At 54.9% G+C, this 25,353-nt stretch carries 24 protein-coding genes; 7 read left to right on the top strand and 17 right to left on the bottom strand.

Annotated elements, in window-relative coordinates:
* Positions 1–44 precede the first annotated feature (44 nt).
* A complete protein-coding gene (gene trxC / locus AAH446_RS15700) occupies positions 45–464 on the bottom strand; it encodes a thioredoxin TrxC (protein ID WP_342907611.1) in 420 nt (139 codons plus the stop codon).
* A gap of 250 nt (positions 465–714) precedes the next feature.
* Between trxC and AAH446_RS15695 the strand changes: the two genes are divergently transcribed.
* Positions 715–1,746 (top strand): tRNA/rRNA methyltransferase, encoded by a 1,032-nt coding sequence (locus AAH446_RS15695; RefSeq protein WP_342907610.1) that lies wholly within the window; start codon positions 715–717, stop codon positions 1,744–1,746.
* A gap of 71 nt (positions 1,747–1,817) precedes the next feature.
* Here the strand turns inward: AAH446_RS15695 and emrB are convergent, their stop codons facing one another.
* The 12 genes from emrB to AAH446_RS15635 form a co-directional block, all read right to left on the bottom strand.
* The gene (gene emrB, locus AAH446_RS15690; protein ID WP_428943847.1) at positions 1,818–3,356 is read right to left on the bottom strand and encodes a multidrug efflux MFS transporter permease subunit EmrB; all 1,539 of its coding nucleotides are present in this window, start codon (positions 3,354–3,356) and stop codon (positions 1,818–1,820) included.
* Between the two features lie 17 nt (positions 3,357–3,373).
* Positions 3,374–4,546 carry a multidrug efflux MFS transporter periplasmic adaptor subunit EmrA gene (emrA, locus tag AAH446_RS15685; protein WP_342907609.1) on the bottom strand — a complete coding sequence of 391 codons (1,173 nt, stop codon included), beginning with the start codon at positions 4,544–4,546 and terminating at the stop codon, positions 3,374–3,376.
* A 165-nt stretch (positions 4,547–4,711) separates the two neighbouring features.
* Complete coding sequence (gene mprA, locus AAH446_RS15680; RefSeq protein ID WP_342907608.1) at positions 4,712–5,242, bottom strand: transcriptional repressor MprA; 531 nt, start codon at positions 5,240–5,242, stop codon at positions 4,712–4,714.
* A 571-nt stretch (positions 5,243–5,813) separates the two neighbouring features.
* On the bottom strand, positions 5,814–6,998 hold the full coding sequence (locus tag AAH446_RS15675; RefSeq protein WP_342907607.1) for an MFS transporter: 1,185 nt from the start codon (positions 6,996–6,998) through the stop codon (positions 5,814–5,816).
* A 138-nt stretch (positions 6,999–7,136) separates the two neighbouring features.
* Positions 7,137–8,132, bottom strand: coding sequence for a glycine betaine/L-proline ABC transporter substrate-binding protein ProX (proX, locus tag AAH446_RS15670; RefSeq protein WP_342907606.1), 996 nt, complete (start codon positions 8,130–8,132; stop codon positions 7,137–7,139).
* Positions 8,133–8,204: 72 nt separating this feature from the next.
* Positions 8,205–9,389, bottom strand: coding sequence for a glycine betaine/L-proline ABC transporter permease ProW (proW, locus tag AAH446_RS15665; RefSeq protein WP_342907605.1), 1,185 nt, complete (start codon positions 9,387–9,389; stop codon positions 8,205–8,207).
* Positions 9,382–10,581 (bottom strand): glycine betaine/L-proline ABC transporter ATP-binding protein ProV, encoded by a 1,200-nt coding sequence (gene proV, locus AAH446_RS15660; RefSeq protein ID WP_342907604.1) that lies wholly within the window; start codon positions 10,579–10,581, stop codon positions 9,382–9,384. The genes proW and proV overlap by 8 nt, the downstream gene beginning before the upstream one ends.
* 390 nt (positions 10,582–10,971) lie before the next feature.
* Positions 10,972–11,931: a class 1b ribonucleoside-diphosphate reductase subunit beta gene (gene nrdF / locus AAH446_RS15655; RefSeq protein ID WP_342907603.1), complete on the bottom strand. Its 960-nt coding sequence runs from the start codon at positions 11,929–11,931 to the stop codon at positions 10,972–10,974.
* A 46-nt stretch (positions 11,932–11,977) separates the two neighbouring features.
* Complete coding sequence (gene nrdE / locus AAH446_RS15650; protein ID WP_342907626.1) at positions 11,978–14,083, bottom strand: class 1b ribonucleoside-diphosphate reductase subunit alpha; 2,106 nt, start codon at positions 14,081–14,083, stop codon at positions 11,978–11,980.
* Between the two features lie 17 nt (positions 14,084–14,100).
* Positions 14,101–14,511: a class Ib ribonucleoside-diphosphate reductase assembly flavoprotein NrdI gene (gene nrdI, locus AAH446_RS15645; RefSeq protein ID WP_342907602.1), complete on the bottom strand. Its 411-nt coding sequence runs from the start codon at positions 14,509–14,511 to the stop codon at positions 14,101–14,103.
* Positions 14,512–14,515: 4 nt separating this feature from the next.
* On the bottom strand, positions 14,516–14,758 hold the full coding sequence (gene nrdH, locus AAH446_RS15640; protein ID WP_342907601.1) for a glutaredoxin-like protein NrdH: 243 nt from the start codon (positions 14,756–14,758) through the stop codon (positions 14,516–14,518).
* 268 nt (positions 14,759–15,026) lie between these two features.
* Positions 15,027–15,353: a DUF883 family protein gene (locus tag AAH446_RS15635; protein WP_342907600.1), complete on the bottom strand. Its 327-nt coding sequence runs from the start codon at positions 15,351–15,353 to the stop codon at positions 15,027–15,029.
* 161 nt (positions 15,354–15,514) lie between these two features.
* Between AAH446_RS15635 and AAH446_RS15630 the strand changes: the two genes are divergently transcribed.
* The 4 genes from AAH446_RS15630 to AAH446_RS15615 all read left to right on the top strand — a co-directional run bounded on the left by AAH446_RS15630 (position 15,515) and on the right by AAH446_RS15615 (position 18,894).
* Positions 15,515–15,850: a DUF2002 family protein gene (locus AAH446_RS15630; protein WP_342907599.1), complete on the top strand. Its 336-nt coding sequence runs from the start codon at positions 15,515–15,517 to the stop codon at positions 15,848–15,850.
* A 175-nt stretch (positions 15,851–16,025) separates the two neighbouring features.
* Positions 16,026–17,444 carry an S-methylmethionine permease gene (gene mmuP / locus AAH446_RS15625; protein ID WP_342907625.1) on the top strand — a complete coding sequence of 473 codons (1,419 nt, stop codon included), beginning with the start codon at positions 16,026–16,028 and terminating at the stop codon, positions 17,442–17,444.
* Complete coding sequence (mmuM, locus tag AAH446_RS15620) at positions 17,431–18,366, top strand: homocysteine S-methyltransferase (RefSeq protein ID WP_342907598.1); 936 nt, start codon at positions 17,431–17,433, stop codon at positions 18,364–18,366. Before mmuP ends, mmuM begins: the two co-directional genes overlap by 14 nt.
* A 108-nt stretch (positions 18,367–18,474) precedes the next feature.
* The gene (locus AAH446_RS15615) at positions 18,475–18,894 is read left to right on the top strand and encodes a putative periplasmic lipoprotein (protein ID WP_342907597.1); all 420 of its coding nucleotides are present in this window, start codon (positions 18,475–18,477) and stop codon (positions 18,892–18,894) included.
* 46 nt (positions 18,895–18,940) lie between these two features.
* Here AAH446_RS15615 and speG read toward each other — a convergent pair whose 3' ends face one another.
* From speG to AAH446_RS15600, 3 genes are all read right to left on the bottom strand, one after another.
* Positions 18,941–19,498: a spermidine N1-acetyltransferase gene (gene speG, locus AAH446_RS15610; RefSeq protein WP_463322826.1), complete on the bottom strand. Its 558-nt coding sequence runs from the start codon at positions 19,496–19,498 to the stop codon at positions 18,941–18,943.
* A 140-nt stretch (positions 19,499–19,638) separates the two neighbouring features.
* The gene (locus AAH446_RS15605) at positions 19,639–20,505 is read right to left on the bottom strand and encodes a nucleoside-specific channel-forming protein Tsx (protein ID WP_342907595.1); all 867 of its coding nucleotides are present in this window, start codon (positions 20,503–20,505) and stop codon (positions 19,639–19,641) included.
* 512 nt (positions 20,506–21,017) lie between these two features.
* Positions 21,018–23,012: a BCCT family transporter gene (locus AAH446_RS15600; protein ID WP_342907594.1), complete on the bottom strand. Its 1,995-nt coding sequence runs from the start codon at positions 23,010–23,012 to the stop codon at positions 21,018–21,020.
* Between the two features lie 440 nt (positions 23,013–23,452).
* On the opposite strand from AAH446_RS15600, the gene AAH446_RS15595 reads away from it, so the two are divergent.
* Together AAH446_RS15595 and dsbG are read left to right on the top strand one after the other, a co-directional pair.
* On the top strand, positions 23,453–23,746 hold the full coding sequence (locus AAH446_RS15595; protein WP_342907593.1) for a hypothetical protein: 294 nt from the start codon (positions 23,453–23,455) through the stop codon (positions 23,744–23,746).
* Positions 23,747–24,077: 331 nt separating this feature from the next.
* On the top strand, positions 24,078–24,830 hold the full coding sequence (gene dsbG, locus AAH446_RS15590) for a thiol:disulfide interchange protein DsbG (protein WP_342907592.1): 753 nt from the start codon (positions 24,078–24,080) through the stop codon (positions 24,828–24,830).
* 177 nt (positions 24,831–25,007) lie between these two features.
* Here the strand turns inward: dsbG and AAH446_RS15585 are convergent, their stop codons facing one another.
* Positions 25,008–25,139, bottom strand: coding sequence for a hypothetical protein (locus tag AAH446_RS15585; RefSeq protein WP_342907591.1), 132 nt, complete (start codon positions 25,137–25,139; stop codon positions 25,008–25,010).
* Between the last annotated feature and the right edge of the window lie 214 nt (positions 25,140–25,353).

Genomic DNA, 25,353 nt, shown 5'->3' with positions numbered 1-25,353 from the left:
GAAGATTGCAGTAGGGGCCGGCAACGCCAGCCCCGGCGGCGGGCTTACATATTTTCATCAAGCCATTCGTTAAAGGGCGCTTTTGGCATGGCGCCGCTGAGCATATCCACCATCTGACCCTGTTTGAAGATCATAATGGTTGGAATGCTGCGGATACGGAAGCGGGCGCTCAACTCGGGTTCCGCCTCGGTATTCACTTTAAGAAAGCGGACTTTACCGCTGCGTTCAGCCGCAACTTCTTTATAGACCGGGGCAAAGTTAACGCAGGGACCACACCAGGGCGCCCAGAAATCAATCACCACCGGCAGATCGTCCTGCAGATATTTATCAAGGGTGGCAGAGGTTGCGTTAACGACCTCACCCTCAAAGAGTACGCTACCGCAGCGGCCACATTTTGCGGTATCGCTCACGCGCTCATCGGGCACGCGATTCGTCGCCTGGCAGGATGCACAAACCGTATTCATTTAATCACCTCGGTGAAGAGCGAAGGTAAGCATTTACTTACCGCAAGTCTGAGTAAAGTAGCGATAATTATGATAGTCATTGCCCGGGACAACAAAGAGATTTGTTCAATGGGTACAATAGGTGCAAACTCTGCGACCGGACGGCATTGCCGGCGGGGAAAGGCAATCTGTGCTTTTATTGGAAGTTAATAGCTAAGCGCTGCCACATCAGGTAATCTGCGCGCTTCGCGCTCAGCCAGGTGGAGGGAAAATGAACGACGAATTTAAAGGTAAAAGCGGTAAAGTCAAAGTGATGTATGTCCGCGGTGATGACGAGAGTAAGAAAGGCGGGCAAAACCCCCGTACGGGTAAAGGTGGCGCTCGTCAGGATGACAGTCGTCGTCCTTCACGTCACGCAGAAAGCAAACCGCGTGGCGGGCGCGATCGCGACGCACTTCCGAGTGACTCGCCCTGGCGTACGGTGTCTCGTGCGCCTTCTGCAACCGATGAGAGCAAGCCCGATCACGGCGGCATCAGCGGGAAAAGTTATATCGATCCGGAGCAGATCCGCCGTCAGCGGATGGAAGAGACGCGTGTCTATGGCGAAAACGCCTGCCAGGCGCTGTTCCAGAGCCGTCCTGACTGCATCGTGCGCGCCTGGTTTATCCAGGAAGTCACGCCGCGTTTCCGTGATGCGCTGAAGTGGATGGCGGCTAACCGCAAGGCTTATCACGTTGTGGATGAAGCCGAACTGATCAAAGCATCCGGCACAGAGCACCACGGTGGCGTTTGCTTCCTGATCAAAAAACGTTCCGGTATGCCGGTCAGCGAATGGCTGGCAAAAGCGGAAACGAAAGATTGTGTGCTGGCGCTGGAGCAAATCGGCAACCCGCATAACCTGGGCGGCATGATGCGCAGCTGCGCGCACTTTGGCGTAAAAGGGTTGCTGGTGGATGATGCTTCGCTGCTGGAGTCCGGTGCTGCCGTGCGTACGGCAGAAGGCGGGGCTGAGCATGTTCAGGCCATCAGCGGTGAAAGCTTTGCTGCCGGTCTGAACGCGTTCCGCAAGGCGGGCTATACCATTGTCACCACCTCAAGCCATAAGGGAACGCCGCTGGCTCAGGCTGAACTGCCGGCAAAAATGGTGCTGGTTTTAGGCCAGGAGCGTGACGGCCTCTCTGATGCGACGATGGAACAGGGCGATATGAGCGTCTCCATCGGCGGTACTGGCAACGTTGAAAGTCTTAACGTGTCGGTAGCCACAGGGGTCCTGCTGGCAGAGTGGTGGCGTCAGAACGCCTGATGCCTGCTGCATGATGATAAAAACAAACGGCCCTTTTCAGGGCCGTTTTTTTATGGGGGTAGCGTAGCGGATTAGTGGGCGCCGCTGCCGCCACCGCTGCCTGCCCCGAAAGGCGGACGGGCGAACCAGATGAGCACCAGCAGCAGCAGGAATACGCCAGCGGAAGCCCAGAAGATTTCGTTAGCCGAAATGATCAGACCCTGATTGGTAATCTGCTGGGCAATCCACGCGGAAGCCTGTTCACGACTCATTCCCAGCGCTTCCAGCTTGCTGTACATCTCCTGCGAGTTAATGTTGTAAGCATTCACTGACTCGCTAAGCTGGCTGTGGTGCAGTGACTCCCTGTTTGTCCACATAGTGGTGGTAATCGATGTGCCGATAGAGCCAGCCAGAGTACGCGTAAAGTTCGAGAGGCTGGATGCCGCCGCCAGCCGTTCAGGCGGAAGCCCAGACAGCGTGATGGTGGTCAGCGGCATAAAGAAGCAGGCCACGGCGAACCCCTGGATAAACTGCGGCCAGGCCGCCGCGGCGAAATCCATGCCGGGCTCAAAGGTGTAGGCGCGCCAGTAGAAGCAGACGGCGTACATAATAAAGCTGAAGGTGACCAGCTTACGCATATCCAGCCGGTGGGCGAAGCGGCCAATGATCGGCGACAGGATGACCGGTAATATCCCGACGGGCGCCGAGGCCAGTCCGGCCCAGGTGGCGGTATAGCCATAGACCTCCTGTAAAAGCTGAGGCAGCAGGACAATCGAGCCAAAGTAGAGCATATAGGCCAGACTGATCGACAGGCAGCCGATGGTAAAATTCCGCGATTTGAAGAGCGATAAATCGACGATGGGGTGATCGTCCGTCAGCTCCCAGACCAGCAGCAATACCAGCGCGACCACGGCGACCACCGTCAGGATAATGATCTCCTGCGAGCTGAACCAGTCCAGCTCTTTACCGCGGTCCAGCATCACCTGCAGACTGCCTATGCCGACGACCAGCAGCACCAGGCCCACGGTATCGATAGGCCGGATCACGGTCGCCGTCTCACGGTTACGCAATGTTTGCAGCGTCAGCAGTACCACCACCACGCCGATCGGCACGTTGATGAAAAAGATCCATCCCCAGTGGTAGTTATCACTGATCCAGCCGCCCAGAATCGGACCGCAGATCGGCGCAACGATAACCGTCATTGCCCATAGCGAAAGCGCGATACTGCGCTTTGCCGGCGGAAAGTTACTGAGGAGCAGGCTTTGCGACAGTGGGATCAGCGGGCCAGCCACCACGCCCTGGATAACGCGGAAGAAGATAAGCATGGCAAGGCTGTCTGACATCCCGCAGAGCCAGGACGCCACAGCAAACGCCACCGTTGACCAGAGGAACAGCTTCACCTCGCCGACGCGTTTTGCCAGCCAGCCGGTAATGGGGATCGAAATAGCGTTAGCCACGCCAAACGAGGTAATAACCCAGGTCCCCTGGGAGTTTGACGCGCCCAGGTTACCGGCAATGGTGGGTATCGCCACGTTAGCGATGGTGGAGTCCAGCACCTGCATAAACGTGGCCAGCGACAGCGCGATGGTCATCAGAACCAGCTGCGCGCCCTCAAGCGGTTTTTGTGCCACAACAGCCTCCCGCTTTCTCAGCCCGCATTGGCGCGAATAATATCGGTGATAAGCTGGTTAGCCGGAGCCAGATCCAGCATCAGCGCGTTACTTTCATACGCTGGCGTTTTCCGTACCTGCGTGGCCAGCACCGCGCCTTCGGCGTTACTGGTATCGATCTTAACCAGCGTAGACAGCCCAATGCGCAGCGGATGCTGCTCGACTTCCTTCGGATCAAGCTCGATACGCACCGGCAGGCGCTGCACCACTTTAATCCAGTTACCGGTCGCGTTTTGCGCAGGCAGAAGAGAGAACGCGCTGCCTGTCCCCATATCAAGCCCCGCCACTTTGCCGTGATAAACCACGTCGTCACCGTAAATATCGCTGACCACGGTAGCGGGCTGACCGATGCGTACGCCGGCCAGCTGGGTTTCTTTAAAGTTAGCGTCCACCCACAGATTGCTGGCAGGCACGATAGCCATCAGCGGCGTTGTGGTCGAAATCTGAGCGCCAACCTGAACGCTGCGTCGTGACACAAAACCGTTAATCGGGCTGACGATATCCGTGCGCTGTAAAGCCAGCCAGGCATCACGCAGCTCCGCCGCACTCTGTTTCACCGCGGGCTGATTTTCAAGCGAGGTATCCAGGATCATCGCCTGATTCGCGTTCAGCTGCTGCTCGGCCACGTCAAGCTGGGCTTTGGCGGTCGTGACGGCATCGCGGGCGTGCTGAAGGTCTTCACGACCTATCAGGTTGGCGGCGCCCAGCGGTTCACGGCGTTTCAGATCGGCCTGCGCCTGCGCCAGCGCCGTTTTTTGCAGCTCAATGCTGGCCTGGTACTGCCTGCTGTTGATAATCAACTGGTGCGTCTGGCGCACGCTGGTGGCCAGCGCATTTTTCGCCTTTTCAAAGGCCTGCTCCGCGTCGGTTTTATCCAGCGTTACAAGCACGTCGCCTTTTTTGACATAGTCCGTATCTTCAAACCAGACCTTATTCACGCTGCCGGGTACCTGGGCCATAATTTGCACCTGGTTGCCGGCCACGTAGGCATCGTCCGTCTCCTGAAAGTGACGTAATACCACAAACCAGTAAACGAGCCAGGCCACACCTATCAGAATGAACAACGCAGTAAGAAAGAGTAATGCGCGTTTGCGCTTTTTCTTTTTATTCGCTGACTGCGGCGAGCTTTGCGTTTCCGCATTTGCACTCATGGGTTTCTCCACGTTTTCCATACCAAACAGGCATGACGCCCAGTGGCCGCCATGCCTGAAGTCTAAAATGCCAGCGGTTCGGCGCTGGCATGAGATAAAATTAACGAACTAAAATAGCGATTCCTGGCAGGCCGGTTGTCGCACATTATGCTATTGGTGAGCAGCCTAACGAGAAAGGGAAGCCATCCCCTGTTCCTCTTCCATATTTTCCAGACGCATTAACAACTTACGTGTAATGCCTTCCAGCTGACTTTTTTCTGTACCGCTGAGCGCGGACCACAATTGTTGCAGGCTCTGATGCTGAGGCGGCAGCAGCTGGCGTAAAAACTCGTGGCCCTTCGGCGTCAGATGCAGATGCAGGCAGCGGCGATCGTTATCGCTTTCACGCCGTTCAATCCAGCCACGCTTTTCCAGCTCATCGGCAATGCGGGTCGCGTTCGTGCGGGATGACCCCAGCGCGGCGCTGAGTTCGGATGGCTGAATACTGTGGTTCTCCTGCGCGTCCAGCGTGATCAATGCCATAAACAGCGTCTCGTTAATCCCCTGAGCTTTCAGCATTTTATTGCGGTTTTCCAGCAGTTTGCTCTGCATGTGCATGCAGAGCCGGGTCAGTAAGATCTCCTGGAGGGGGAAATCTTTCTGACGGTTAGCGCGGAAATTCAGCATCTGTTCAATGGGAGTAAACGAACTTTCCATCTGGGACCTCATAAGTTGCAACGGGTATCGTAACGATGGTGTTAAAAAAGCGCTTCATTCCGGCCCTGCTTCTGAGCGCACAGCCGTCAGACACCATCAATAATTTTCAGGTCACTCCTTAACCCTGGGGACTTAGCCGCATCCTCATCAGCATGCCGCAAAATAACTCAACAGATCGAACCATCAGGCAACAGCCTGAGAAATAAAATAACAACGGTTTCAGGTTGTTCTAAACGTAACGCATGAAACCTCTGGCGCCAGTGCAGAGGGCAGAAACAGAGCGCGGATGCAGGAAGAGAAAACCGGATTAATGCGGTCAGGACCAGAAGCAACGCGTAATAAGCTGGGCGTAACGGGCAAGACGATCTGGCATACATGACCGAAAGCCCGCCGCTGGCTTCCGCTTAGTGCGGACAGACCTGTAGCCATGCTCAGTCTGATTCCCTCCGGGGCTTAATAGTTTCAAGCGATAAAATAAACAACCTGAATAAATGCAGACTAACCTTATCAGACTGCGTTACCGCTTAACAGGGCGCTACCTCTGAAATTTAGTCAACTTCCCCCAGTCCGGCTAAGGAGTGTGCAACTCGTGTTTCGCACCCCGCCACCAGCACAACAGATTAAGTAAAGTTAAGATAGCGCCCGCCGCACAGACGCCTGGCCATCCGGCGTGTTGATAGGCGCTGGCGGAAATCAGCGAGCCGAGCGCACCGCCGATAAAATAGCTGGTCATATAACCGGAGGTCAGCCTGTTACGGGCTTCCGGCATCTGCCGGTAAATCACGCTTTGATTCGTAATATGAACGCCCTGTACCGCCAAATCGAGCAGGATAATACCGACCAGTAAAGCCGGCAGCGAATAACTGCCAATCGCGGTCACCGGCCAGGAGATCAGCATAATTACCAGACCGAAAGTCGTGGTCTGCCTGGCTTTACCCTTATCGGCCAGCGAGCCCGCCTGACGTGCCGCCAGTGCGCCCGCAGCGCCAACCAGCCCCAGCAGCCCGATCTGGGCCTCCGAATAGCCATAGGGCGGTGAGGCGAGCAGAAAGGCCATCGAAGTCCACAGGATGCTGAAGTTAGCAAAAGCGAGGCAGCCAATCACCGCCCGCATTCTGAGCAGCGGCGTGGTGAAGTAGAGTGTGAAAATGGAGCCGAGCAGCTGCCCATAGTTGAGCGAAACGGACTGTTTATAGCGGGGAAGATAGCGCCATAACGCCAGCGCCATCAGCACCATCAGCGCGCTGGCAACCCAGTAAACGGTACGCCAGCCGCCAAATTCCGCCAGTACGCCGGATACGGTCCGCGCGAGCAGGATCCCCAGCAGCAGCCCACTCATCACCGTGCCCACCACTTTGCCCCGTTTTGCCGGCTCGGCCAGCGTTGCCGCCAGAGGGACCAGGATTTGGGCAACAACGGAAAACAGGCCGGTCAGCGCCGTACCCAGCAGCATCAGCGGTAATGAAGGCGAGAGGGCGGTAATCACCATCCCTCCGGCAGCAAGCAGGCTCATCGTGACGATAAGACCCCTGCGCTCCAGCATATCGCCCAGCGGCACCAGTAGCAGTAAGCCCGCCGCATAGCCCAGCTGGGCGGTGGTCACGATAAACCCGGCCTGGTTCACGGAGAGATCGAAGGTACGGGCCACGGTTTCCAGCAGAGGCTGAACGTAATAGTTACAGGCGACGGAGAGACCGGTTGCCAGAGACATCAGGAGAACGAGGGCGGGCGTAAGGCTGTGCTGGGGGGATTTCATTGCGCTCAGTAAGGTAGTAAAAGAGTGTGAAGTGAATAGTAACTGAAAAAATTATTTCACTCTCAGAATAATTGACAGGCCCAACCAGTAAAAAAAAGGGCAGCATCGCTGCTGCCCCAGGGGAAATATCTGCGGGCCTTATTTAGCCGCAGCCTTTGCTTCGTTCACCCAGCCGTCAAACTGCGCCTGGTGTGCTTTGATCCAGCCGTCAACGTGGGCGTTGATCTCGGCTTCAGAAGACTGACCTTCATGCATGCGGGAGTTCTGTGCATTGATATCCGCGAGCGGCAGTTTCATTTCAGCAAACAGCTTCGCTGCCGCCGGGTTTTTCTCAGCCCAGGCTTTGTTAGCGACAATATGCATGGTGTTGACCGGGAAACCGTAGTTGGCGCCGTTAGGCAGTTTGGTATCCACATCTTTCTGTTCGCCCGGCATTGAGGAGAACGGAACCTGGAGCCAGACGGTGTCGCGGCCCGGCACCAGCACGTCGCTGACCCAGTACGGCGTCCAGGTGTAATAGAAGATAGGTTTGCCCGCTTTAAAGCGTGAAATCGTATCGGCGATCATCGCCGAGTAGTTACCCTGGTTATGCTCGATGCTGCCGCTCAGATCGTAGGCCTTGATCTGATGATTAATCACCGCTTCACAGCCCCAGCCAGGCGTACAGCCAGTCAGGTCCGCTTTACCGTCGCCGTTGGTATCAAACAGCTTCGCCAGTTTGGGATCCTTCAGCTGATCGATACGGGTAATATGATATTTTTCCGCCGTTTTTTTATCAATCAGATAACCCTGTGCGGCGCCCTGCACATAGGTACCTTCGCGGTAAAATTTATCATCGCCGCCGGCCGCTTTGTACATATCGTCATGGAGTGGCCGCCAGTTTGTGGCGATGAAAGTGGCATCGCCAGCGGCGATAGTGGTGTAGGCGACGTTATAGTCAACTTCGCCGGGCTCCTGAACGGTGTAGCCCAGCTTTTCCAGCGCACGGCTGACCAGCAGCGTCTGGAAGGTTTCTTCAGAAATGGTGCTCTGTACAGGCTTAACGGTAATGCCTTTACCCGGCAGATCGGCTGCGGAAACCTGAGTGGCGACCAGCGTGGTTAACGCGGCGGCTAAAAGTGCTGTCTTGCGCATGGTGAATCCTTATTTTGATTTATCTTGCGTGCGAAGCGGGCGGTGCGCGTCAGGCACGCACCGCCAGAAGGGTTACTTGATAAACGGACGGGTGACCAGGCCCAGCGGGCCGCTGGCGTACCAGCGACGGTTGCCCCGGCTGCGGCTGTCACGACCGACGGACTGCGTTAAGCGATCCAGAATAATGGCGAGGATGACGATCCCGACGCCGCCGACGGTAGCCAGCCCCATATCCAGGCGGCCAATACCGCGCAGTACCATCTGTCCCAGTCCGCCGACCGCGATCATCGAAGCGATCACGACCATGGAGAGCGCCAGCATCAGGGTCTGGTTGACCCCGGCCATAATGGTCGGCATCGCCAGCGGTAGCTGAACCTTGAACAGCATCTGTCGCGGGTTCGCACCGAAAGATTCCGCCGCCTCAATCAGATCGGCGGGCACCTGTTTAATACCAAGAATGGTCAGGCGCACGATGGGCGGCAGGGCAAAGATGATGGTGACCACCACGCCAGGCACATTGCCGATGCCGAACAGCATGACAATCGGCACCAGATAGACGAAGGCGGGCGTGGTTTGCATCGCATCCAGCAGAGGACGGATAATCTTCGCCGCTCTTTCGCTGCGCGCCAGCCAGATGCCAAGCGGCAGCCCGATAATAATGCAGAAGAGCAGCGCCGTCAGAACCAGCGCCAGCGTCACCATCGCCTGTGACCAGGCGCCAATAGCGCCAATAATCACCAGCGACACCAGCGTGGCGACGCCCATGCTCAGCGTGGAAAGCTGCCAGGCGATCAGGGCAAAAATAACGATCGCTACCGGCGCAGGCATTCCCAACAGCATCTGCTGGAAGGCGCTGAGGATATAATCCACCGGCACGCGGATACCCTGAAACACCGGGCGGAAATGGGAGACTATCCAGTCGATGCCGGTGGTCACCCAGCTGTCCAGCGGGATCAGCGTTTTGTGGAACGGATCGAGAATGCTGAAATGTTCCACCTGCGGCGCCGGGGCGCTGTTTAACCAGTCACTGCCGGCGGCTGCCGCATCGTGACCGCCCGACGAGGTACCCCACGCGCTGGCGGCATCGCCACCTGCGGGGGCCGCATCGGCAGGCGCGGCCGCGCCTGTGGACCAGGGATCGCTACTGGCCGCTGCCTGCGCGCCATCGGCGGCAGGATGTACCACCTCAGCGGCGGGAGTGGTGGTGTCAGGCTGAGCAGAAGCTGCCGCCCATGGATCGGTAGTTTGCTTACTCACTGGTTGCCCCCTCACGGTCTAATGCCTGTAGTAACGTGCCCTTGGAAATGATGCCGATGTACTGGTTATCTTCACCAACGATCGGCACCGCGCAGGGCGCCTGAGCAACATGCGACAGCAAATCGTTAAGCGAGGTGTCACCATCCACGGCGGCAGGGGAGGAGAGCATCGCCTGGTCAAGGCTTTCACCGGCAGCCAGCGCGGCCTTCAGCGAATCGGTAGAGACCACGCCAATAAACTTCTGCTTATCCAGTACGTAACCAAATTCGCGATCCTGGTCCTGGAGTAGTTTTATCGCCGACCGCGGGCCGAAGCCGGGGGATTTATGCATCAGCGCGCTGGCGCCACGTCGGGCGATATCCTTCGCGCTGAAGACGTGACTGATATCCACGCCGCGGAAGAAGGTGCGCACATAATCGTTCGCAGGATTATTAAGAATTTCATCCGGCGTGCCGACCTGAATAACTTCGCCACCCTGCATGATGGCAATGCGATCGCCAATACGCATCGCTTCATCCAGATCGTGGGAAATAAAGACAATAGTACGCTGGTGGCGGGACTGAAGCTTGACCAGCTCATCCTGCATTTCGGTACGGATCAAAGGATCAAGTGCTGAGAAGGCTTCATCCATCAATAATATATCCGGATTGATCGCCAGTGCACGGGCTAATCCAACACGCTGGCGCATGCCGCCGGATAATTCATCCGGGTAGGCATGGGCGTAATTATCCAGGCCAACCTGACGCAGCGCATCCAGGGCTTTTTCCTGACGCTCCTGCTGAGGAATGCCGGCTAATTCCATACCGAATGCCGCGTTATTCAGAACCGTCATGTGGGGCATCAGTGCAAAGGACTGGAATACCATACTGATTTTATTTCGGCGCACTTCACGCAGTTCGCTGTCAGATATTTTGGCAATATCGACACCATCAATGATGACCTGACCGCGGGTGGGTTCTATCAGACGATTGAGAAGGCGAACCATGGTGGACTTGCCGGAGCCGGAAAGGCCCATGATCACAAATATCTCGCCTTCTTCAATGGCCAGACTGGCATCTTTTACCCCGAGAGAAAGCCCTGTCTTCTCAAGAAGCGCTTCCTTCGTTATTCCTTTTTCAATGTGCTTAAAGGCACGGTCGGGATTTTCCCCAAATACTTTATATAAATTCTTTACTTCTAATTTAATGGCCATGCATTAATTAATTTCCTGGTTGGTGAATTATCTTATATTTCTGGTGTGTCCTGGTTAAATATGAGCGGTCTATACCCTAGCACACTCAGAATCTGAGACAACCCTTTAGGAAGATTCTTGAAAAGCAAACTGAGACCGGCGTCCCGGAAATTCCAGCAGGGATAAGGGATTTCGGCGAATTTTCATGGCGTAAAAAAATCTGATATTTCGCGGCGGGATCGCGATGAAATGGCCGGAAAAAGGTTTTTGCAGGCGCGGTGTTGGCGTGATATTAGCGAAATAAAAATGGCGCTAATTAACGTCTTTTATTCGCTCCCGGCAGATTAATCTGCGAGCATTAATCTCAGAAAAAACGGAGGGAATGGAAACGGGCAGCCCCTCCGTTCAGATTCAGAAATTCCAGTCTTCGTCTTCGGTAACCACCGCTTTTCCCATCACATAGGAGGAGCCGGAACCGGAGAAGAAATCGTGATTTTCATCGGCGTTTGGCGACAGGGCGGCGAGGATAGCCGGATTAACGCTGGTCAGGTCAGCCGGAAACAGCGCCTCATAGCCCAGGTTCATCAGCGCCTTATTGGCGTTATAGTGCAGAAACGTCTTCACCTCTTCCGTCCAGCCAACGCCATCATATAGCGCTTCGGTGTAGGCCAGTTCGTTTTCGTACAGCGCCAGCAAAAGCTCAACGGCGAACTGTTGCAGCTCATCCTTGCGCGCCTGGGACGCTTTTTCCAGACCGCGCTGGTATTTATAGCCGATGTAATAGCCGTGCACGGCCTCATCTTTAATGATGAGCCGGATCAGATCGGCGGTATTGGTCAGTTTTCCGCGGCTGGACCAGTACATAGGCAGGTAAAAGCCGGAATAAAAAAGGAAAGACTCCAGAAAGACGCTGGCAATTTTTTTCTTCAGCGGATCGTCGTGATGATAATGCGCCAGAATAATCTCCGCTTTACGCTGAAGAGGTTCGTTCTCTTCACTCCAGGCATAGGCCGCATCCACATCCGTAGTGTGACACAGCGTGGAGAAAATGGAGCTGTAAGAGCGGGCGTGTACGGCTTCCATAAAGCTGATATTGGACATCACCGCCTCTTCATGCGGCGTCACGGCATCGGCCATCAGGGCCGGCGCGCCAACGCTATTCTGAATGGTATCCAGCAGCGTCAGGCCGGTAAATACGCGGATGGTGAGGCGCTGCTCCTCACCGCTGAGGCCGTTCCAGGCGGGGAGATCGTTAGAGAGCGGCACTTTTTCCGGCAGCCAGAAATTTGAGGTCAGGCGGTTCCAGACCTCAAGATCTTTTTCATCTTCAATCTGATTCCAGTTAATAGCGTGAATGCGGTGTAGTTTCATAATGATCTTCTTAACCGGGGCAGGCTTCGCCCCTCAGGGTAAATAGTCAGAGCGAGCAGGAGACGCAGCCTTCCACTTCGGTGCCCAGCAGGGCCATCTGGCGCAGCCGGATGTAGTAGAGCGTTTTGATGCCTTTCTTCCAGGCATAAATCTGCGCCTTGTTGATATCCCGCGTGGTGGCGGTATCACGGAAGAAGAGCGTCAGCGACAGCCCCTGATCGACATGGCGGGTCGCTTCGGCGTAGGTATCGATGATCGCCTCCGGGCCAATGTCGTAGGCGTCACGATAAAACGCCTGATTCTCATTGGTCATAAACGGTGCCGGATAATAGACGCGCCCCGTTTTGCCCTCTTTGCGGATCTCAATGCGTGAGACGATCGGGTGAATGCTGGAAGTGGCATGGTTGATATAAGAGATCGATCCCGTCGGCGGGATGGCCTGCAAATTCTGGTTGTAGATGCCGTGTTCCATCACCTCCTCCCGTAGCTGCTGCCACTGCGCCTGGGTAGGTAACGCCACGCCCGCCCGGGCAAACAGCGCAGCCGCTTCCGCCGTGCGGGGCGTCCAGCGTTGTTCCACATACTGCCTGAAATACTCACCGCTGGCGTAGCGCGACGTTTCAAAACCGGCGAAGCGTGCCTTGCGTTCGCGGGCAATCAGACAGGAGGTGCGCAGCGCATGGTAAGTCATGGTATAGAAGTAGAGGTTGGTGAAGTCGAGGGCCGCTTCAGAACCGTAGTGAATACCTTCCCGCGCCAGATAGCCGTGCAAATTCATCTGACCAAGGCCGATTGCGTGTGACTGCGCATTGCCTTCCGCCACGGAGGGTACGGCGTCAATCTGGCTTTGATCCGATACGGCGGTCAGGCCACGGACGGCGATTTCCACGGTGCGGGCCAGGTCCGGTGAATCCATCGTATGGGCAATATTCAGCGAGCCAAGGTTGCAGGAGATATCCTTGCCGATACGGCGATAGCTGAGATCCTCGTGATAGTCCGAGGGCGTATTGACCTGAAGGATCTCGGAGCAAAGGTTACTCATATTAATGCGGCCCTGGATCGGATTCGCCCGGTTCACCGTATCCTCAAACATGATATAGGGATAGCCGGACTCAAACTGAATCTCGGCCAGCGTCTGGAAGAACTCACGGGGATTAATAAAGCTCCGGCGGATGCGCTCATCGGCCAGCAGCTCGTCATATTTTTCACTGATGCTGATATCGGCAAAGGGCAGGCCGTAGAGACGCTCAACGTCATAAGGCGAGAAGAGCGCCATCGGCTGATTCGCTTTCGCCAGCTGGAAGGTAACATCCGGGATCACCACGCCCAGCGACAGGGTTTTGATGCGGATTTTCTCGTCGGCGTTTTCACGTTTGGTATCCAGAAAGCGCAAAATATCCGGATGGTGAGCGTGCAGATAGACGGCCCCGGCACCCTGACGGGCGCCCAGCTGATTGGCATAGGAGAAGGCGTCCTCCAGCATCTTCATCACCGGAATGACGCCGGAGGACTGGTTCTCAATACGTTTGATCGGCGCACCCGCTTCCCGCAGGTTCGAGAGCAGTAAGGCCACGCCGCCGCCACGCCGTGAGAGCTGGAGCGCCGAATTCACCGCGCGGCCAATCGACTCCATATTATCCTCTATGCGCAGCAGGAAGCAGGAGACCAGCTCGCCCCGCTGCTGCTTACCACAGTTCAGGAAGGTCGGCGTGGCGGGCTGAAAGCGGCCGGAAAGCATCTCTTCCATCAGGGCGGTCGCCAGCGGCTGGTCGCCTTTCGCCAGCGTCAGCGCCGTCATGCAGACGCGCTCGGTGAACCCTTCCAGATAGCGTTTGCCGTCAAAGGTTTTCAGCGTGTAGCTGGTGTAAAACTTCCAGGCACCCAGGAAGGTCTGAAAGCGGAAGCGGCGGCCATAAGCCTGCTCAAACATCGCGGTGACGAAATCAAATGGATAAGCGTTCAGCACCGCCGGTTCGTAATAGCCCTCCGCCACCAGAAACCGCAGGCGTTCACTCACCGAACTGAACGGCACGCTGTTAGGCAGCACATGCTGAAGGAAATATTGCCGTGTCGCTTCCCGATCCTGGTCGAACTGTATCCGGCCTTCATCATCATAGAGATTCAGCATCGCGTTCAGCGAATGATAATCCAGCCCGGCGGGGCTGGCGGTTATGCGTGTAGTTTCTGTCGCTGCCAAAATTCAGTTACTCCCTGATAAACGTTTGCGGTGTCTTCAGCGGTGCCCAGCAGTTCAAACCGGTAGAGGCAGGGCACGTGACATTTCTGCGCGATAATGCTGCCCGCCAGGCAATACGCTTCGCCAAAATTGCGGTTACCTGCGGCTATCACGCCGCGGATCAGCTGGCGGTTTTCATACTCATTCAGAAACTGAATGACCTGGCGGGGAACCGCGCCCCGGTGAGTACCGCCGCCGTAGCTCGGAACGACCAGGATATAAGGCTCGCTGACCCGTAGCCGCGCATCGGCCGCCAGAGGAATACGCCGGGCGGGCAGGCCGGTGCGGCGCACAAAGCGATGTGTGTTTTCTGACTGGCTGGAGAAATAGACCAGAATGGACATGGCGTCAGGCCTGTACCGTCGCAGCCAGCTTCAGCGCAGCAATTTTGTCCGGGCGAAAGCCGCTCCAGCGTTCGCGATCGGTCATCACCACGGGAACCTCGCGATAGCCCAGTGATTTAAGGGTTTCAATCGCTTCCGGCTCCTGATCCAGATTGATCAGCTGATAGCGGATGCCCTGCTTATCCATCGCATTTTTCGTCGCATTGCACTGGACACAGTTATTCTTAGTGTAAATAATAATGCGCATGATTCGTATTTCCCTTTTAGGTGGGTTTTTGCCCCAGCTGAACCGGCATAACGTTCCCTTTTTCGAGTTGCTGCACAGGGTCAGATTGGGGGTCTGAATGATTACCTAATACTAGATATAGTGGTTATTTATTGCAACCACGCAATATATGGGCTTTTAGGGGGTAAGGAGAGGACATGGCCCGTAAGCCTTGGCGGAGAAGGGCAGGAGGGGGCAAAAAAAATCCCCGCAGGGTTAACTGCGGGGATTGCGTCGGGCTCTGTCAGGGCTAATCGCGGCTTTGGGTGGTGGTCGCGATCAGCGCACCGATAAATACACCAATTGCCGCGCCGATACCGACGCCGTGCCAGGGATTATGGCGCACATAGGTATCAACGTGATCGCCGGCATCTTTCGCTACCTGGGTAACCCTGTTGCGGCCGTGGAGTTTAGCGCGGGTCTCTTTAAGCATCGCCTCCGCACGGGAGCGGGCATTCTCCAAATCATCTTTTGATTTACTGCCGTAAGATTTCAGCAGATCGTCAAGGGTATCGGCAAGCTGGCTAACGTCCTGATTGATGTCAACGTCTTCGTTTTTACTCGTCCGGTTAAACATTGTTCTCTCCCTTGTGAATGAAACCTGATATTAACTGTAGACCATTCAGCGGGTTTAAGCGCCCGGACGCGCCGCCCGGCCCCTTTCTGGATTATTCCGAAAGCCCTCCGGCGGCCCGCTGTTGTAAGGTTGCGGGGTTTGTCAGTTTCAGAGGATCATGCATGTATTTACGCCCTGATGAGGTTGCCCGCGTTCTGGAAAAAGCGGGATTTGAAATGGATGTGGTAACGCCAAAATCCTACGGTTACCGGCGCGGTGAAAACTATGTTTATGTAAACCGCGAAGCACGGTTGGGACGCACGGCGCTGGTCATCCACCCCACGCTGAAGGAAAAAAGCCATCCCTTAGCCAATGCCGCTGCGGACGTCAAAACGAGTGAGCACTACGTACAGTTCCCGATCCGTGTGGGAGGAGATATCCCCGATCACTATGGTATCCCTCATGGATTCAGCTCCAGAGCGGCCCTTGAGCGCTATATCGACCAATTGTTTGGCTGATTACCCGGTGAGTTTTTCAGCGTGTGCCTGACAGGTGCCGCTGAACGCTCTGTCAGCATCCACGCTTTCTCCCCCTTCACATTATCCCTGCGATAAGTACCGTTGCATTCAGCGGGCGGAATCAGTATAACGCTCTCCATGTGGAAGTTTAGACGTCTATACGGATGAGTGAGTGATGCAGCAACCCGAGCAGAATACGCCCCAGCAATTCAAGCGCAGCATGAAAACCCGGCACCTGGTGATGCTCTCACTGGGCGGCGTTATTGGCACCGGCCTCTTTTTTAATACCGGCTACATTATTTCCACTACCGGCGCGGCAGGAACGCTACTGGCCTACATTATCGGCGCGCTGGTGGTCTACCTGGTGATGCTCAGCCTGGGTGAACTCTCCGTTGCGATGCCGGAAACGGGGGCCTTTCATATTTACGCCGCCCGCTACCTCAGTCCGGCGACCGGCTATACCGTCGCCTGGCTTTACTGGCTGACCTGGACCGTGGCGCTCGGCTCCAGCCTTACCGCGGCGGGATTTTGCATGCAGTACTGGTTCCCCGAATCGCCGGTCTGGCTCTGGTGCCTGCTGTTTTGCCTGCTGATATTTTTTCTTAATGTGGTTTCGACACGCTTTTTTGCCGAAGGGGAATTCTGGTTCTCGGTGATCAAAGTGGTGACGATCCTCGCTTTTATCATCCTCGGCGCGGGGGCGATGTTCGGCTTTATTCCGCTGAAGGATGGCAGCAGCGCGCCCTTTTTCCAGAACCTGACGGCCTCCGGCTGGCTGCCGCACGGCGGTTTACCGATTCTGATGACCATGGTGGCGGTGAACTTTGCGTTCTCCGGCACGGAGCTTATCGGTATTGCCGCCGGCGAAACGGAAAATCCGCAGAAAGTTTTGCCGCTGGCGATCCGCACCACGGTGGCCCGCCTGATCGTTTTCTTTATCGGCACCGTGCTGATCCTCGCCGCGCTGATCCCGATGGATCAGGCTGGTATTGTGAAAAGCCCCTTTGTGCTGGTATTCGAAAAAATCGGCATTCCCTATGCGGCTGATATCTTTAACTTCGTGATCCTGACGGCGATACTGTCAGCCGCGAACTCGGGGCTTTATGCTTCAGGCCGGATGCTCTGGTCGCTCTCCAACCAGCAAACCCTGCCGCGCTGCTTTGCGCGCCTGACGCGTCGGGGCATCCCGCTGGTGGCGATTTCAGCCAGTATGCTGGGCGGGCTGCTGGCGCTTTTCTCCAGCGTGATTGCGCCCGATACCGTCTTTGTGGCGCTTTCGGCGATCTCCGGCTTTGCGGTGGTGGCGGTCTGGCTGAGCATCTGCGCGTCGCACTACTTCTTCCGCCGTGCGCATTTACGGGCGGGCAAGCCGTTATCCGCGCTTGGCTACCGGGCGCCGCTCTATCCGCTGACGCCCATCCTCGGTTTTATGCTGTGCCTGCTGGCCTGCGTTGGGCTGGCGTTCGATCCGGCGCAGCGCATCGCGCTATACTGCGGCCTGCCTTTCGTGGCGCTCTGCTACGTGGCTTACTATTTCACCCAACTGCTGAATAAACGCGAGCAGGCAAAGGAGACGCTGCATGTCACTGAATAATCTTTCTGTCGGACAGCTGGCGGCGGCGGGCCTCGTGCTGGATGGCGCGATGGCGACCGAGCTCGAGGCACGCGGCTGCGATCTGACCGATTCGCTCTGGTCCGCAAAGGTGCTGATCGAAAATCCCGACCTGATATACCAGGTGCATTACGACTACTTCAGCGCGGGTGCGCAGGTCGCCATCACGGCCAGCTATCAGGCAACGCCGCAGGGCTTTGCGAAAAGAGGCCTGGATGAGGCTGACTCCCTGGCGCTGATTGCTAAAAGCGTGACGCTCGCCGCCCAGGCCAGAACGGATTACCTTGCCCGACATCCCGACAGCGGCCCGTTACTGATTGCGGGTTCGGTGGGACCCTATGGGGCTTTTCTGGCGAACGGTTCAGAATACCGGGGCGATTACGCTCTGCCGCAGCAGGAGATGATGGCCTTTCATCGGCCGCGTATCCGCGCGCTGGCGGAGACTGGCGCGGATATCCTCGCCTGTGAAACCCTGCCTTCCTTCGCCGAGATTCAGGCGCTGGTGACGCTGCTGAGAGAGTTCCCTCAGATGCCGGCCTGGTTCTCTTTCACGCTGCGCGATGATGCGCATCTCAGTGACGGCACGCCGCTTGGCGACGTGGTGGCCCTGCTGGACGATTCTCCGCAGGCCGTGGCGCTGGGCATCAACTGTATCGCGCTTGATAAAGTGACTGCGGCGCTACAAACGCTCTCCACACTGACGGCAAAACCGCTGGTGGTTTATCCCAACTCCGGTGAGCAGTATGACGCCGCGAGCAAAACCTGGCACAGTGAAGGCTCCCACTGCACGTTAACGGACAATCTTGCTGAGTGGCAGGCAAGCGGTGCGCGGCTGATTGGCGGCTGCTGCCGCACCACGCCTGCCGATATCAGCGCAATTGCCCGCCGCGCCCGCCGCCAATAAGCTGCTGATAATTTGTTTTATAACGCCCGAACTTATCGGGCGTAGATAATGAAAAGTGGCCGCAGTGCGCTTAGACTATTTTAAATCGTTAATGATGCAGGATGAATTATGAGAAGGCTGATACTGGCGCTGGCTTCAGCGTGGTTTCTGAGCGGCTGCGCCACCATCGTGGGCAGCAAAACGCAGGACGTGCCGATACAGACCTGGCCGCAGGGCGTCCGGTTTGTAGTGCAGGATGAAACGGGCAGGGCGGTGGCGAAAGGCGTGACGCCGCAAACCGTGTCGCTGCAGAAGTCTGATGGCTCCTATTTCGGTAAGAAAAAATATACGCTACAGCTGGAGCAGGAAGGCTATGTGCCGCAAACGATCCCGCTGGAGCTAAGTCCCAACCTCTGGTATATCCTGGGCAATATTCCTCTTGGCGGGATACCGGGCTGGCTTATCGTCGATCCTTTCAACGGCGGCATGTACAAGATCGAACCGGCAAGAATCTATAGCAACATGAGTCTGGTCGGTGCCCGCAGTTAACCACAAAACCTAAGGGCTTCCTCTCACGGAAGCCCTCTCTTTGCCGCTACTGCGCGGTAGGCTGAACCATCGCGTGCGCGGGCTTATTCTTCTCCAGATACTGATGCTGGAAAATACACATGCGGATGGTATTGCGGTATTCGCCATTAATAAAGAACTCGTGGATCAGTTCTCCCTCAATTTCAAATCCGAGCTTGGTATAGATATGGATCGCTTTCTCATTCTCTTTATCAACAATCAGATAGAGCTTGTAGAGGTTCAGCACTGAGAAGCCATACTCCATCGCCAGCCTGGCGGCCTTACTGGCCAGCCCTTTGCCCTGATGAGCAGGATCGATAATGATCTGAAATTCGGCGCGGCGATGAATGTGGTTGATCTCGACCAGCTCTACCAGTCCCGCTTTATCTCCCTCGTGCTCCACAACAAAACGGCGTTCGCTCTGGTCATGGATATGCTTGTCGTAGAGATCGGAAAGCTCGACAAATGCCTCGTAGGGCTCTTCAAACCAGTAGCGCATGACGCTGGCGTTGTTATCAAGCTGGTGGACAAAATGGAGATCTTCGCGCTCCAGGGGGCGAAGCTTCACGCCATTCGCGGCGGGCATGGCAGACATATAGAATCCCTTAGTGGATGCAGTATTGCATAAGGATTATATGACTGACGACGGGAAATGGCACGACGGAAGGAGGGGAGAACAGCGCCAGCATGGACTTTCACGCTGGCGTTGCGTGAGCGTTTACCCGATTAGAAATTGTAGCCTGCGACCAGGTAATAGCCCCAGCCGGTGGACTTCACTTCAAACGGGCCGCTGCCGAAGTTCAGCTCGCTGCCGTCGGCCCACTGACCGCCGTTGTGGAAGTAACGTGCCACAATGGAGTAGTGCCAGTGGTCATATCCCAGCGAAATAATATGGCTGGACGCGATAGAGTTGCTGCTGCGTGATGAGCCCCCTTTGTCGCGCAGATCGGAACCCCAGTCAAAGTTGGTAAAGCCAACGTAGCCAAGGTTGCCGCCCCAAAGGGTGGTGATAGGCACAAAGTACTTCACCTTGAAGCGGTAGCCATCCCAGCTGTTTTCGTTCGCCGCGCCGTAGTTTTCCCACTGGTATTTGGCATAGACGTTCAGCGACAGACCGATATCGGAATGGGTATCGATATCCGTGCCCAGACCCATATACCAGGTATTCTGGCGATTGTCGCTGTTACGGCCCATATCGTAGATATAGTTATTAGCGAAATACCACTCTTTGAATGGACCAAAGCTCAGGTCGGTATTGGTGAGCTTATCGATTGAGAAGCGCGGCTCAATCTCCATAAACATTGGGGAGCCGTGATCGAAAATGCCGTTGGCATTCGAGTTACCCACGCCGAAGAAGTTCGGCAGATCCAGATAACCGTAGAAATCGAACCAGTCTTTTTTGGCGAAAGCTTCATATTCCAGATAGACGTCGTTATTGAACTGAGGTCCAAAGCGGGTGTGATAGCTGCCCACTACGTTGACGCTCTGGTGCCACCAGTCGGAGGCGTAATCAGGGCCTTCGCTTGCCGCTGTCGATGAAGCGCTATAAGAGAGCGCTGCCAGGGCGCCAGCCATCAGAATTTTATATTTCATTCTATTACCACATGCTTAATGACCATTTTCAGCAGCCACTGCGATGGTCTTGTTAAGTCGTCAACAGGAAAGGAATGGGGGGCCGCTCGCACAGCCGAAAACACCCGTCTTGAATGCAGCGGCAGTGTGCCGCGATTCGGGCTTAAGGAAATAGATATCGCTCACACTTGTCAAACCTTGTTTCATTTCAGTTTAAGTGAATTGTGATCTGTTTCACAGTTATGCCGGTGGAGGCGTCATTCTCTCCTCATTAAGCCGCAGCAGCGCATTTTACCCGCAGGTAATCGTTTGCCCCGGTAAGATGAGCGTAAAGTGAAGATAAAGTGACATAGCGACGGAAGAACAGGTGAATAAGAGAAGCGTCAGTAGATAAGGCCAACTTATGGATAAAGCAGCCCTGGAGAGCAACAATGTTTTTGGGAATAGCGACGGAAGAGTAAAAAAGAGGCGGAAAGGGGAGGCTGCCGGAACCGGAGAAAAGGTCCACCTGCTCAGCAGGCGGACCCTCGTCTTTAACGAACCACGTGCAGGAAGTGCATGTGTTTCTCATACTGATCGAGAATGTCGTGCAGGATCTGTTCCTGATTCCAGCCCATCACGTCATAATCCTGGCCGCCTTCTTTCAGGTAGACCTCAGCACGGTAGTACGTTTGTTCCTCATCCTTATCGTTGCCGCCCATACCCGCCAGGGCAAAGGTCGGCTGAAGATAAGGACGCAGGCGCACCTCGTAAACGAAGTTCAGCTCATTACCGAGATCCACTTCGAAGTGAATGCGGTCATCGCCGCTCTCATCGGTAAAGGAGGTTGTACTCTGTTTAGCAAGTTCAGCCTCAACCATTTTCATCGCTGGCGAGATCACTTCAACAATGAAACGCTTAACCTGGGAACGTTTCGGGAAGTAAGCGATGTTCCGCAATCTCCGCTGCCATGAAATTGGGTTTCTTGCCGCCGTTGGCGCAATTGTGGCGACCTGTTTACTGTCCCGCTTCCAGGCATCAACCCGCAGGGCTTTAATCAGCCCGTACATGGCCATCAGCAGAATAACGGCAAAGGGCAGCGCACTGGCAATGGTTGCCGTTTGCAGCGCCTTCATACCGCCCGCGAGCAGTAGCGTGATGGCAACAACGCCCATCATTGCCGCCCAGAAGATACGCTGCCAGACCGGCGTCTTGTCGCTGCCGCCGGACGCCAGGGTATCAACAACCAGCGCGCCGGAGTCGGCTGAGGTCACAAAAAAGACCACAACCATTGCCATAGCAATAAAGGAGAGCACCGAACTGAACGGGAAATGCTCCAGGAAGTTGAACAGGGCCAGCGTCTGGTCGGATTGCACCGTGTTAGCCAGGTCGCGCGCGTTCTCGACCATGATCATCCAGATGGCGCTGTTGCCGAAAAAGGTCATCCAGAGCAGCGTAAAGCCGGTAGGAACAAACAGCACGCCGGTCACAAATTCGCGGATAGTACGTCCGCGGGAAACGCGGGCGATAAACATCCCAACAAACGGAGACCAGGCAAGCCACCAGCCCCAGTAGAACAGCGTCCAGCCGCCCAGCCAGCTGCTGGACTTCGGCTCGTAGGCGTAGAGGTTAAACGTTTTGGTGACGATCTCGGAGAGATAGCCGCCGGTATTTTCCACGAAGGATTTCAGCAGCAGAACCGTTGGGCCCAGCGTTCCGACCAGCAGCAGCAGCAGTACCGCCAGTCCCAGATTAAGCTCTGATAACAGGCGGATGCCTTTATCAAGACCGGAAACGACCGACAGCGTGGCCAGTCCGGTAATGATCACAATCAGCATCACCTGCATGGTTTCATTTACCGGCAGCCCGAAGAGATGATTCAGACCGGCGTTGACCTGCAGCACACCGTAACCGAGCGACGTTGCCACGCCCAGAACGGTACCGATAATGGCGAAAATATCGACCGCATGGCCCAGCGGACCATAAATCCGGTTACCGATAATAGGGTAAAGCGCCGAACGCAGGGTCAGCGGCAGACCGTGACGGTAGCTGAAAAACGCCAGGATCAGGGCAACAATGGCATAAATTGCCCATGCATGCAGACCCCAGTGGAAAAAGGTAATACGAAGCGCCTCTTTGGCTGCCTGTACGGTTTCCGGCGTCCCGGTTGGCGGTGCCATGTAATGCATGACGGGTTCCGCCACGCCGAAGAACATCAGCCCGATACCCATACCGGCCGAAAAAAGCATGGCGAACCAGGAGATGTAGCTGAAATCGGGTTCAGCGTGATCCGGTCCAAGTTTGATATCGCCAAAGCGCGACAGGCCAAGATAGGCCACCGTCAACAGGATCAGGGCGACGGTGAGGATGTAAAACCAGCTCGCGTTGGTAAAGATGGCGCTTTGAAGCGCGCTGAGCCGTTGGTCAGCCTGCTCCGGAAAGAGTGCCGCAAAGGTGACCAGAAGGAAAATAAGAACGGCAGAAGTGTAAAATACCGGCGGATTTATATGGCTGCGTTTAGCCGTGGGTGTCGTTTCACTTTGATTCATAATTTACCTGACGCATGAAAAACAGCCGTGAATGTAACAAACCGTAAGGCGGAATGAAACCCGTATTGCCGCTCAGCGTCAGCAAGTTAAGCCGAAAGCGGCGTAAATAATCGGGTTCATTCAGCTATTTTAGCGCTTATTTGCTAATAAGCCGTGTCGATCTGCCCAGTAAATGCTTTTTTTACAGGTCAGTGGGTTCATTAAGGGGAAATTAGTTTATAAAAGCAGCGAAATAAGAAGGGGAACTGTAATACCTATAAATTATATTGTTATTATCCGGCAAGGTTTAAAAAGCGCGACAAACTACCGCTTGCCATTTTGTTCTGTCACCTTATGCTTTCGTGATGATAAGACTTACCCGCCAGCACCCAGATTCCAGAAGACGACGTAAAGCGCTGGCTTTTCTCGCTTTAGCGTGTCTGATAATGATGGTGTGTCTGATGCAGCGTATTGCTGCGATCCATCAGCTTCAGCTTAAAGCCGCTGCGGCCACCTCGCTCATCCAGCCGGGGTATGACACCGACGCTCACTCAGGCCCTTCGCCGTGCCAGCTTGAAGCGCATTCTCTGTTAGTGGCTCAGCCCTCTCTGTTTGATGGAGCGCTGCCCATACCGGATATTCTCCTGGTTATCGTATTATGGCTTATCAGCCGCTCCGCACCCTTGCAGGCTGACGACGACCCTCCTTTTTCTTCGTTACGAATACAACTCAAAAACTGTGTCTTCCGGCTGTGACAGAACCCATCTCCCGGTTCTGATAATCACTTACGGAGAATTATCATACTTAATTTTAAGCCTGCTTTTGTTGTTCTGTCTGTCTGCGATGCAGGCTGCGGAAAGGGCTGGATTATCCAGCCAACAAACTCTTATGCGGAAATTTGTACTGGTAGTGTTTTGCCGCTACTGGACCCGCGATTCATCAGGGTTATAAAAAAACTGATGAAAAAATTGACGCCGCTGACCGACGACAAAACGCCATAAAACCGCGTATGTCGGTTAACGCCAGCGGCACGCTTTATCTTCTGAATTGCACGGGCTGTGTATGAACGAGAGAAATGAGATGAAAATGAAATTACTGTTGGTTACCTCGCTGCTTTTTACATCCGCCGTCAGCGCGGAAACATCCTCTTTACCGGAGCCTGTAAAACAGATCGAAAAACAGGGTATTGAGATAATCAAGCCTTTTAAAGCGCCCGGCGGTATGGAGGGGTGGCTAGGTAAATATCAGGGGGCTGGCGTAACCATCTTTCTGACGCCGGATAAAAAACATGCCGTATCAGGTTATATGTATGATGATAAAGGTAATAACCTGAGTGAGAAAATTATCAATGACGAGATCTATATCCCGGCCGGACGGGAGATGTGGCAGCGGCTGACGGCCGCGAAGGGCATTGATGAAGGCAGCGATGAAGCGGCCTGTAAGGTAGTGGTATTCGCGGACGCTTTTTGTCCCTACTGTAAAAAATTCTCGCACGCGATCCAGCCCGAGCTGGAATCGAAAGGTATACAAACCAAAACGCTGCTGGTGGGGATGTTACGTCCGGAGAGTGGGCAATACGCCGCCGCGATGCTTTCAGCAAAAAATCCGGCGAAAGCCTGGCACGACTTTGAAATGTCCAATGGCAAAACAAAACCTGATTTACCGGAGGCCACGTCCGGGGAGGTGAGGCATCAAATCCGCTACAACCAGCAGTTGATGGATGAACTGGGTGCGAATGGCACTCCCGCAATTTACTATCTGAACAAAGACCGCTTACTGCAACAAATCATCGGTATGCCCGACAAGCAGAAGCTGGCGGATTTGATGGCCTGTAAGTAGGACGCTAATAAAAGGAAATTGCTGACAGAGCGCTGTTACGCTGGGGAGTGTATTTACAGATAGCCCTTTGAAAAGAGGGCGATTTTTTAGGGTTAGAGTGGAGTGTTAGCGTTAAAACGCTGGCGAAACCTCGTTAAAAGATACGATTAATGTTTTTTAGGCTTATCTGGGACGCTTTTAACGTGTGAAAATGGCTATGACGACGTTAATGTGAGGGTTGTGAAACTTATCCAGTATGAGGTCGGCTTCGGTTTTTATGCCTTTAGCCGGTTCAGCCGCCATGGCCCTGATTTTCTTTTCATCGATCATTTACCAGTCTCCGTTACTGGAGTGAACATATCAAAACAGGCAGAGACACCATTTAAATTACAGACGCTTTCAGTAACACCACATAATTCGCTTGACCACGTGAGATTTTCGCCACGCTTTTTAAGCCGGGTTTCGATACAGAAAGCGGCCGGATAATTCTTATTTCCTGTTAAGTTTAATCTTAATTCCTATCCGGACGGCCTTAATGCTTTTT

The organism is Erwinia psychrophila, from assembly GCF_039023475.1.
Lineage (GTDB): Bacteria > Pseudomonadota > Gammaproteobacteria > Enterobacterales > Enterobacteriaceae > Erwinia.
The sequence above is the reverse complement of the archived record's forward strand: the minus strand, read 5'-3'. Positions and strand labels throughout refer to the sequence as shown.

Coding starts and splice junctions, on each gene's coding strand:
- trxC (WP_342907611.1), bottom strand. CDS start 464: ATGAATACGGTTTGTGCATCCTGCCAGGCGACGAATCGCGTGCCCGAT.
- AAH446_RS15695 (WP_342907610.1), top strand. CDS start 715: ATGAACGACGAATTTAAAGGTAAAAGCGGTAAAGTCAAAGTGATGTAT.
- emrA (WP_342907609.1), bottom strand. CDS start 4,546: ATGAGTGCAAATGCGGAAACGCAAAGCTCGCCGCAGTCAGCGAATAAA.
- mprA (WP_342907608.1), bottom strand. CDS start 5,242: ATGGAAAGTTCGTTTACTCCCATTGAACAGATGCTGAATTTCCGCGCT.
- AAH446_RS15675 (WP_342907607.1), bottom strand. CDS start 6,998: ATGAAATCCCCCCAGCACAGCCTTACGCCCGCCCTCGTTCTCCTGATG.
- proX (WP_342907606.1), bottom strand. CDS start 8,132: ATGCGCAAGACAGCACTTTTAGCCGCCGCGTTAACCACGCTGGTCGCC.
- proV (WP_342907604.1), bottom strand. CDS start 10,581: ATGGCCATTAAATTAGAAGTAAAGAATTTATATAAAGTATTTGGGGAA.
- nrdF (WP_342907603.1), bottom strand. CDS start 11,931: ATGAAACTACACCGCATTCACGCTATTAACTGGAATCAGATTGAAGAT.
- nrdI (WP_342907602.1), bottom strand. CDS start 14,511: ATGTCCATTCTGGTCTATTTCTCCAGCCAGTCAGAAAACACACATCGC.
- nrdH (WP_342907601.1), bottom strand. CDS start 14,758: ATGCGCATTATTATTTACACTAAGAATAACTGTGTCCAGTGCAATGCG.
- AAH446_RS15635 (WP_342907600.1), bottom strand. CDS start 15,353: ATGTTTAACCGGACGAGTAAAAACGAAGACGTTGACATCAATCAGGAC.
- AAH446_RS15630 (WP_342907599.1), top strand. CDS start 15,515: ATGTATTTACGCCCTGATGAGGTTGCCCGCGTTCTGGAAAAAGCGGGA.
- mmuP (WP_342907625.1), top strand. CDS start 16,026: ATGCAGCAACCCGAGCAGAATACGCCCCAGCAATTCAAGCGCAGCATG.
- mmuM (WP_342907598.1), top strand. CDS start 17,431: ATGTCACTGAATAATCTTTCTGTCGGACAGCTGGCGGCGGCGGGCCTC.
- AAH446_RS15615 (WP_342907597.1), top strand. CDS start 18,475: ATGAGAAGGCTGATACTGGCGCTGGCTTCAGCGTGGTTTCTGAGCGGC.
- speG (WP_463322826.1), bottom strand. CDS start 19,498: ATGCCCGCCGCGAATGGCGTGAAGCTTCGCCCCCTGGAGCGCGAAGAT.
- AAH446_RS15605 (WP_342907595.1), bottom strand. CDS start 20,505: ATGAAATATAAAATTCTGATGGCTGGCGCCCTGGCAGCGCTCTCTTAT.
- AAH446_RS15600 (WP_342907594.1), bottom strand. CDS start 23,012: ATGAATCAAAGTGAAACGACACCCACGGCTAAACGCAGCCATATAAAT.
- AAH446_RS15595 (WP_342907593.1), top strand. CDS start 23,453: ATGCAGCGTATTGCTGCGATCCATCAGCTTCAGCTTAAAGCCGCTGCG.
- dsbG (WP_342907592.1), top strand. CDS start 24,078: ATGAAATTACTGTTGGTTACCTCGCTGCTTTTTACATCCGCCGTCAGC.
- AAH446_RS15585 (WP_342907591.1), bottom strand. CDS start 25,139: ATGATCGATGAAAAGAAAATCAGGGCCATGGCGGCTGAACCGGCTAAA.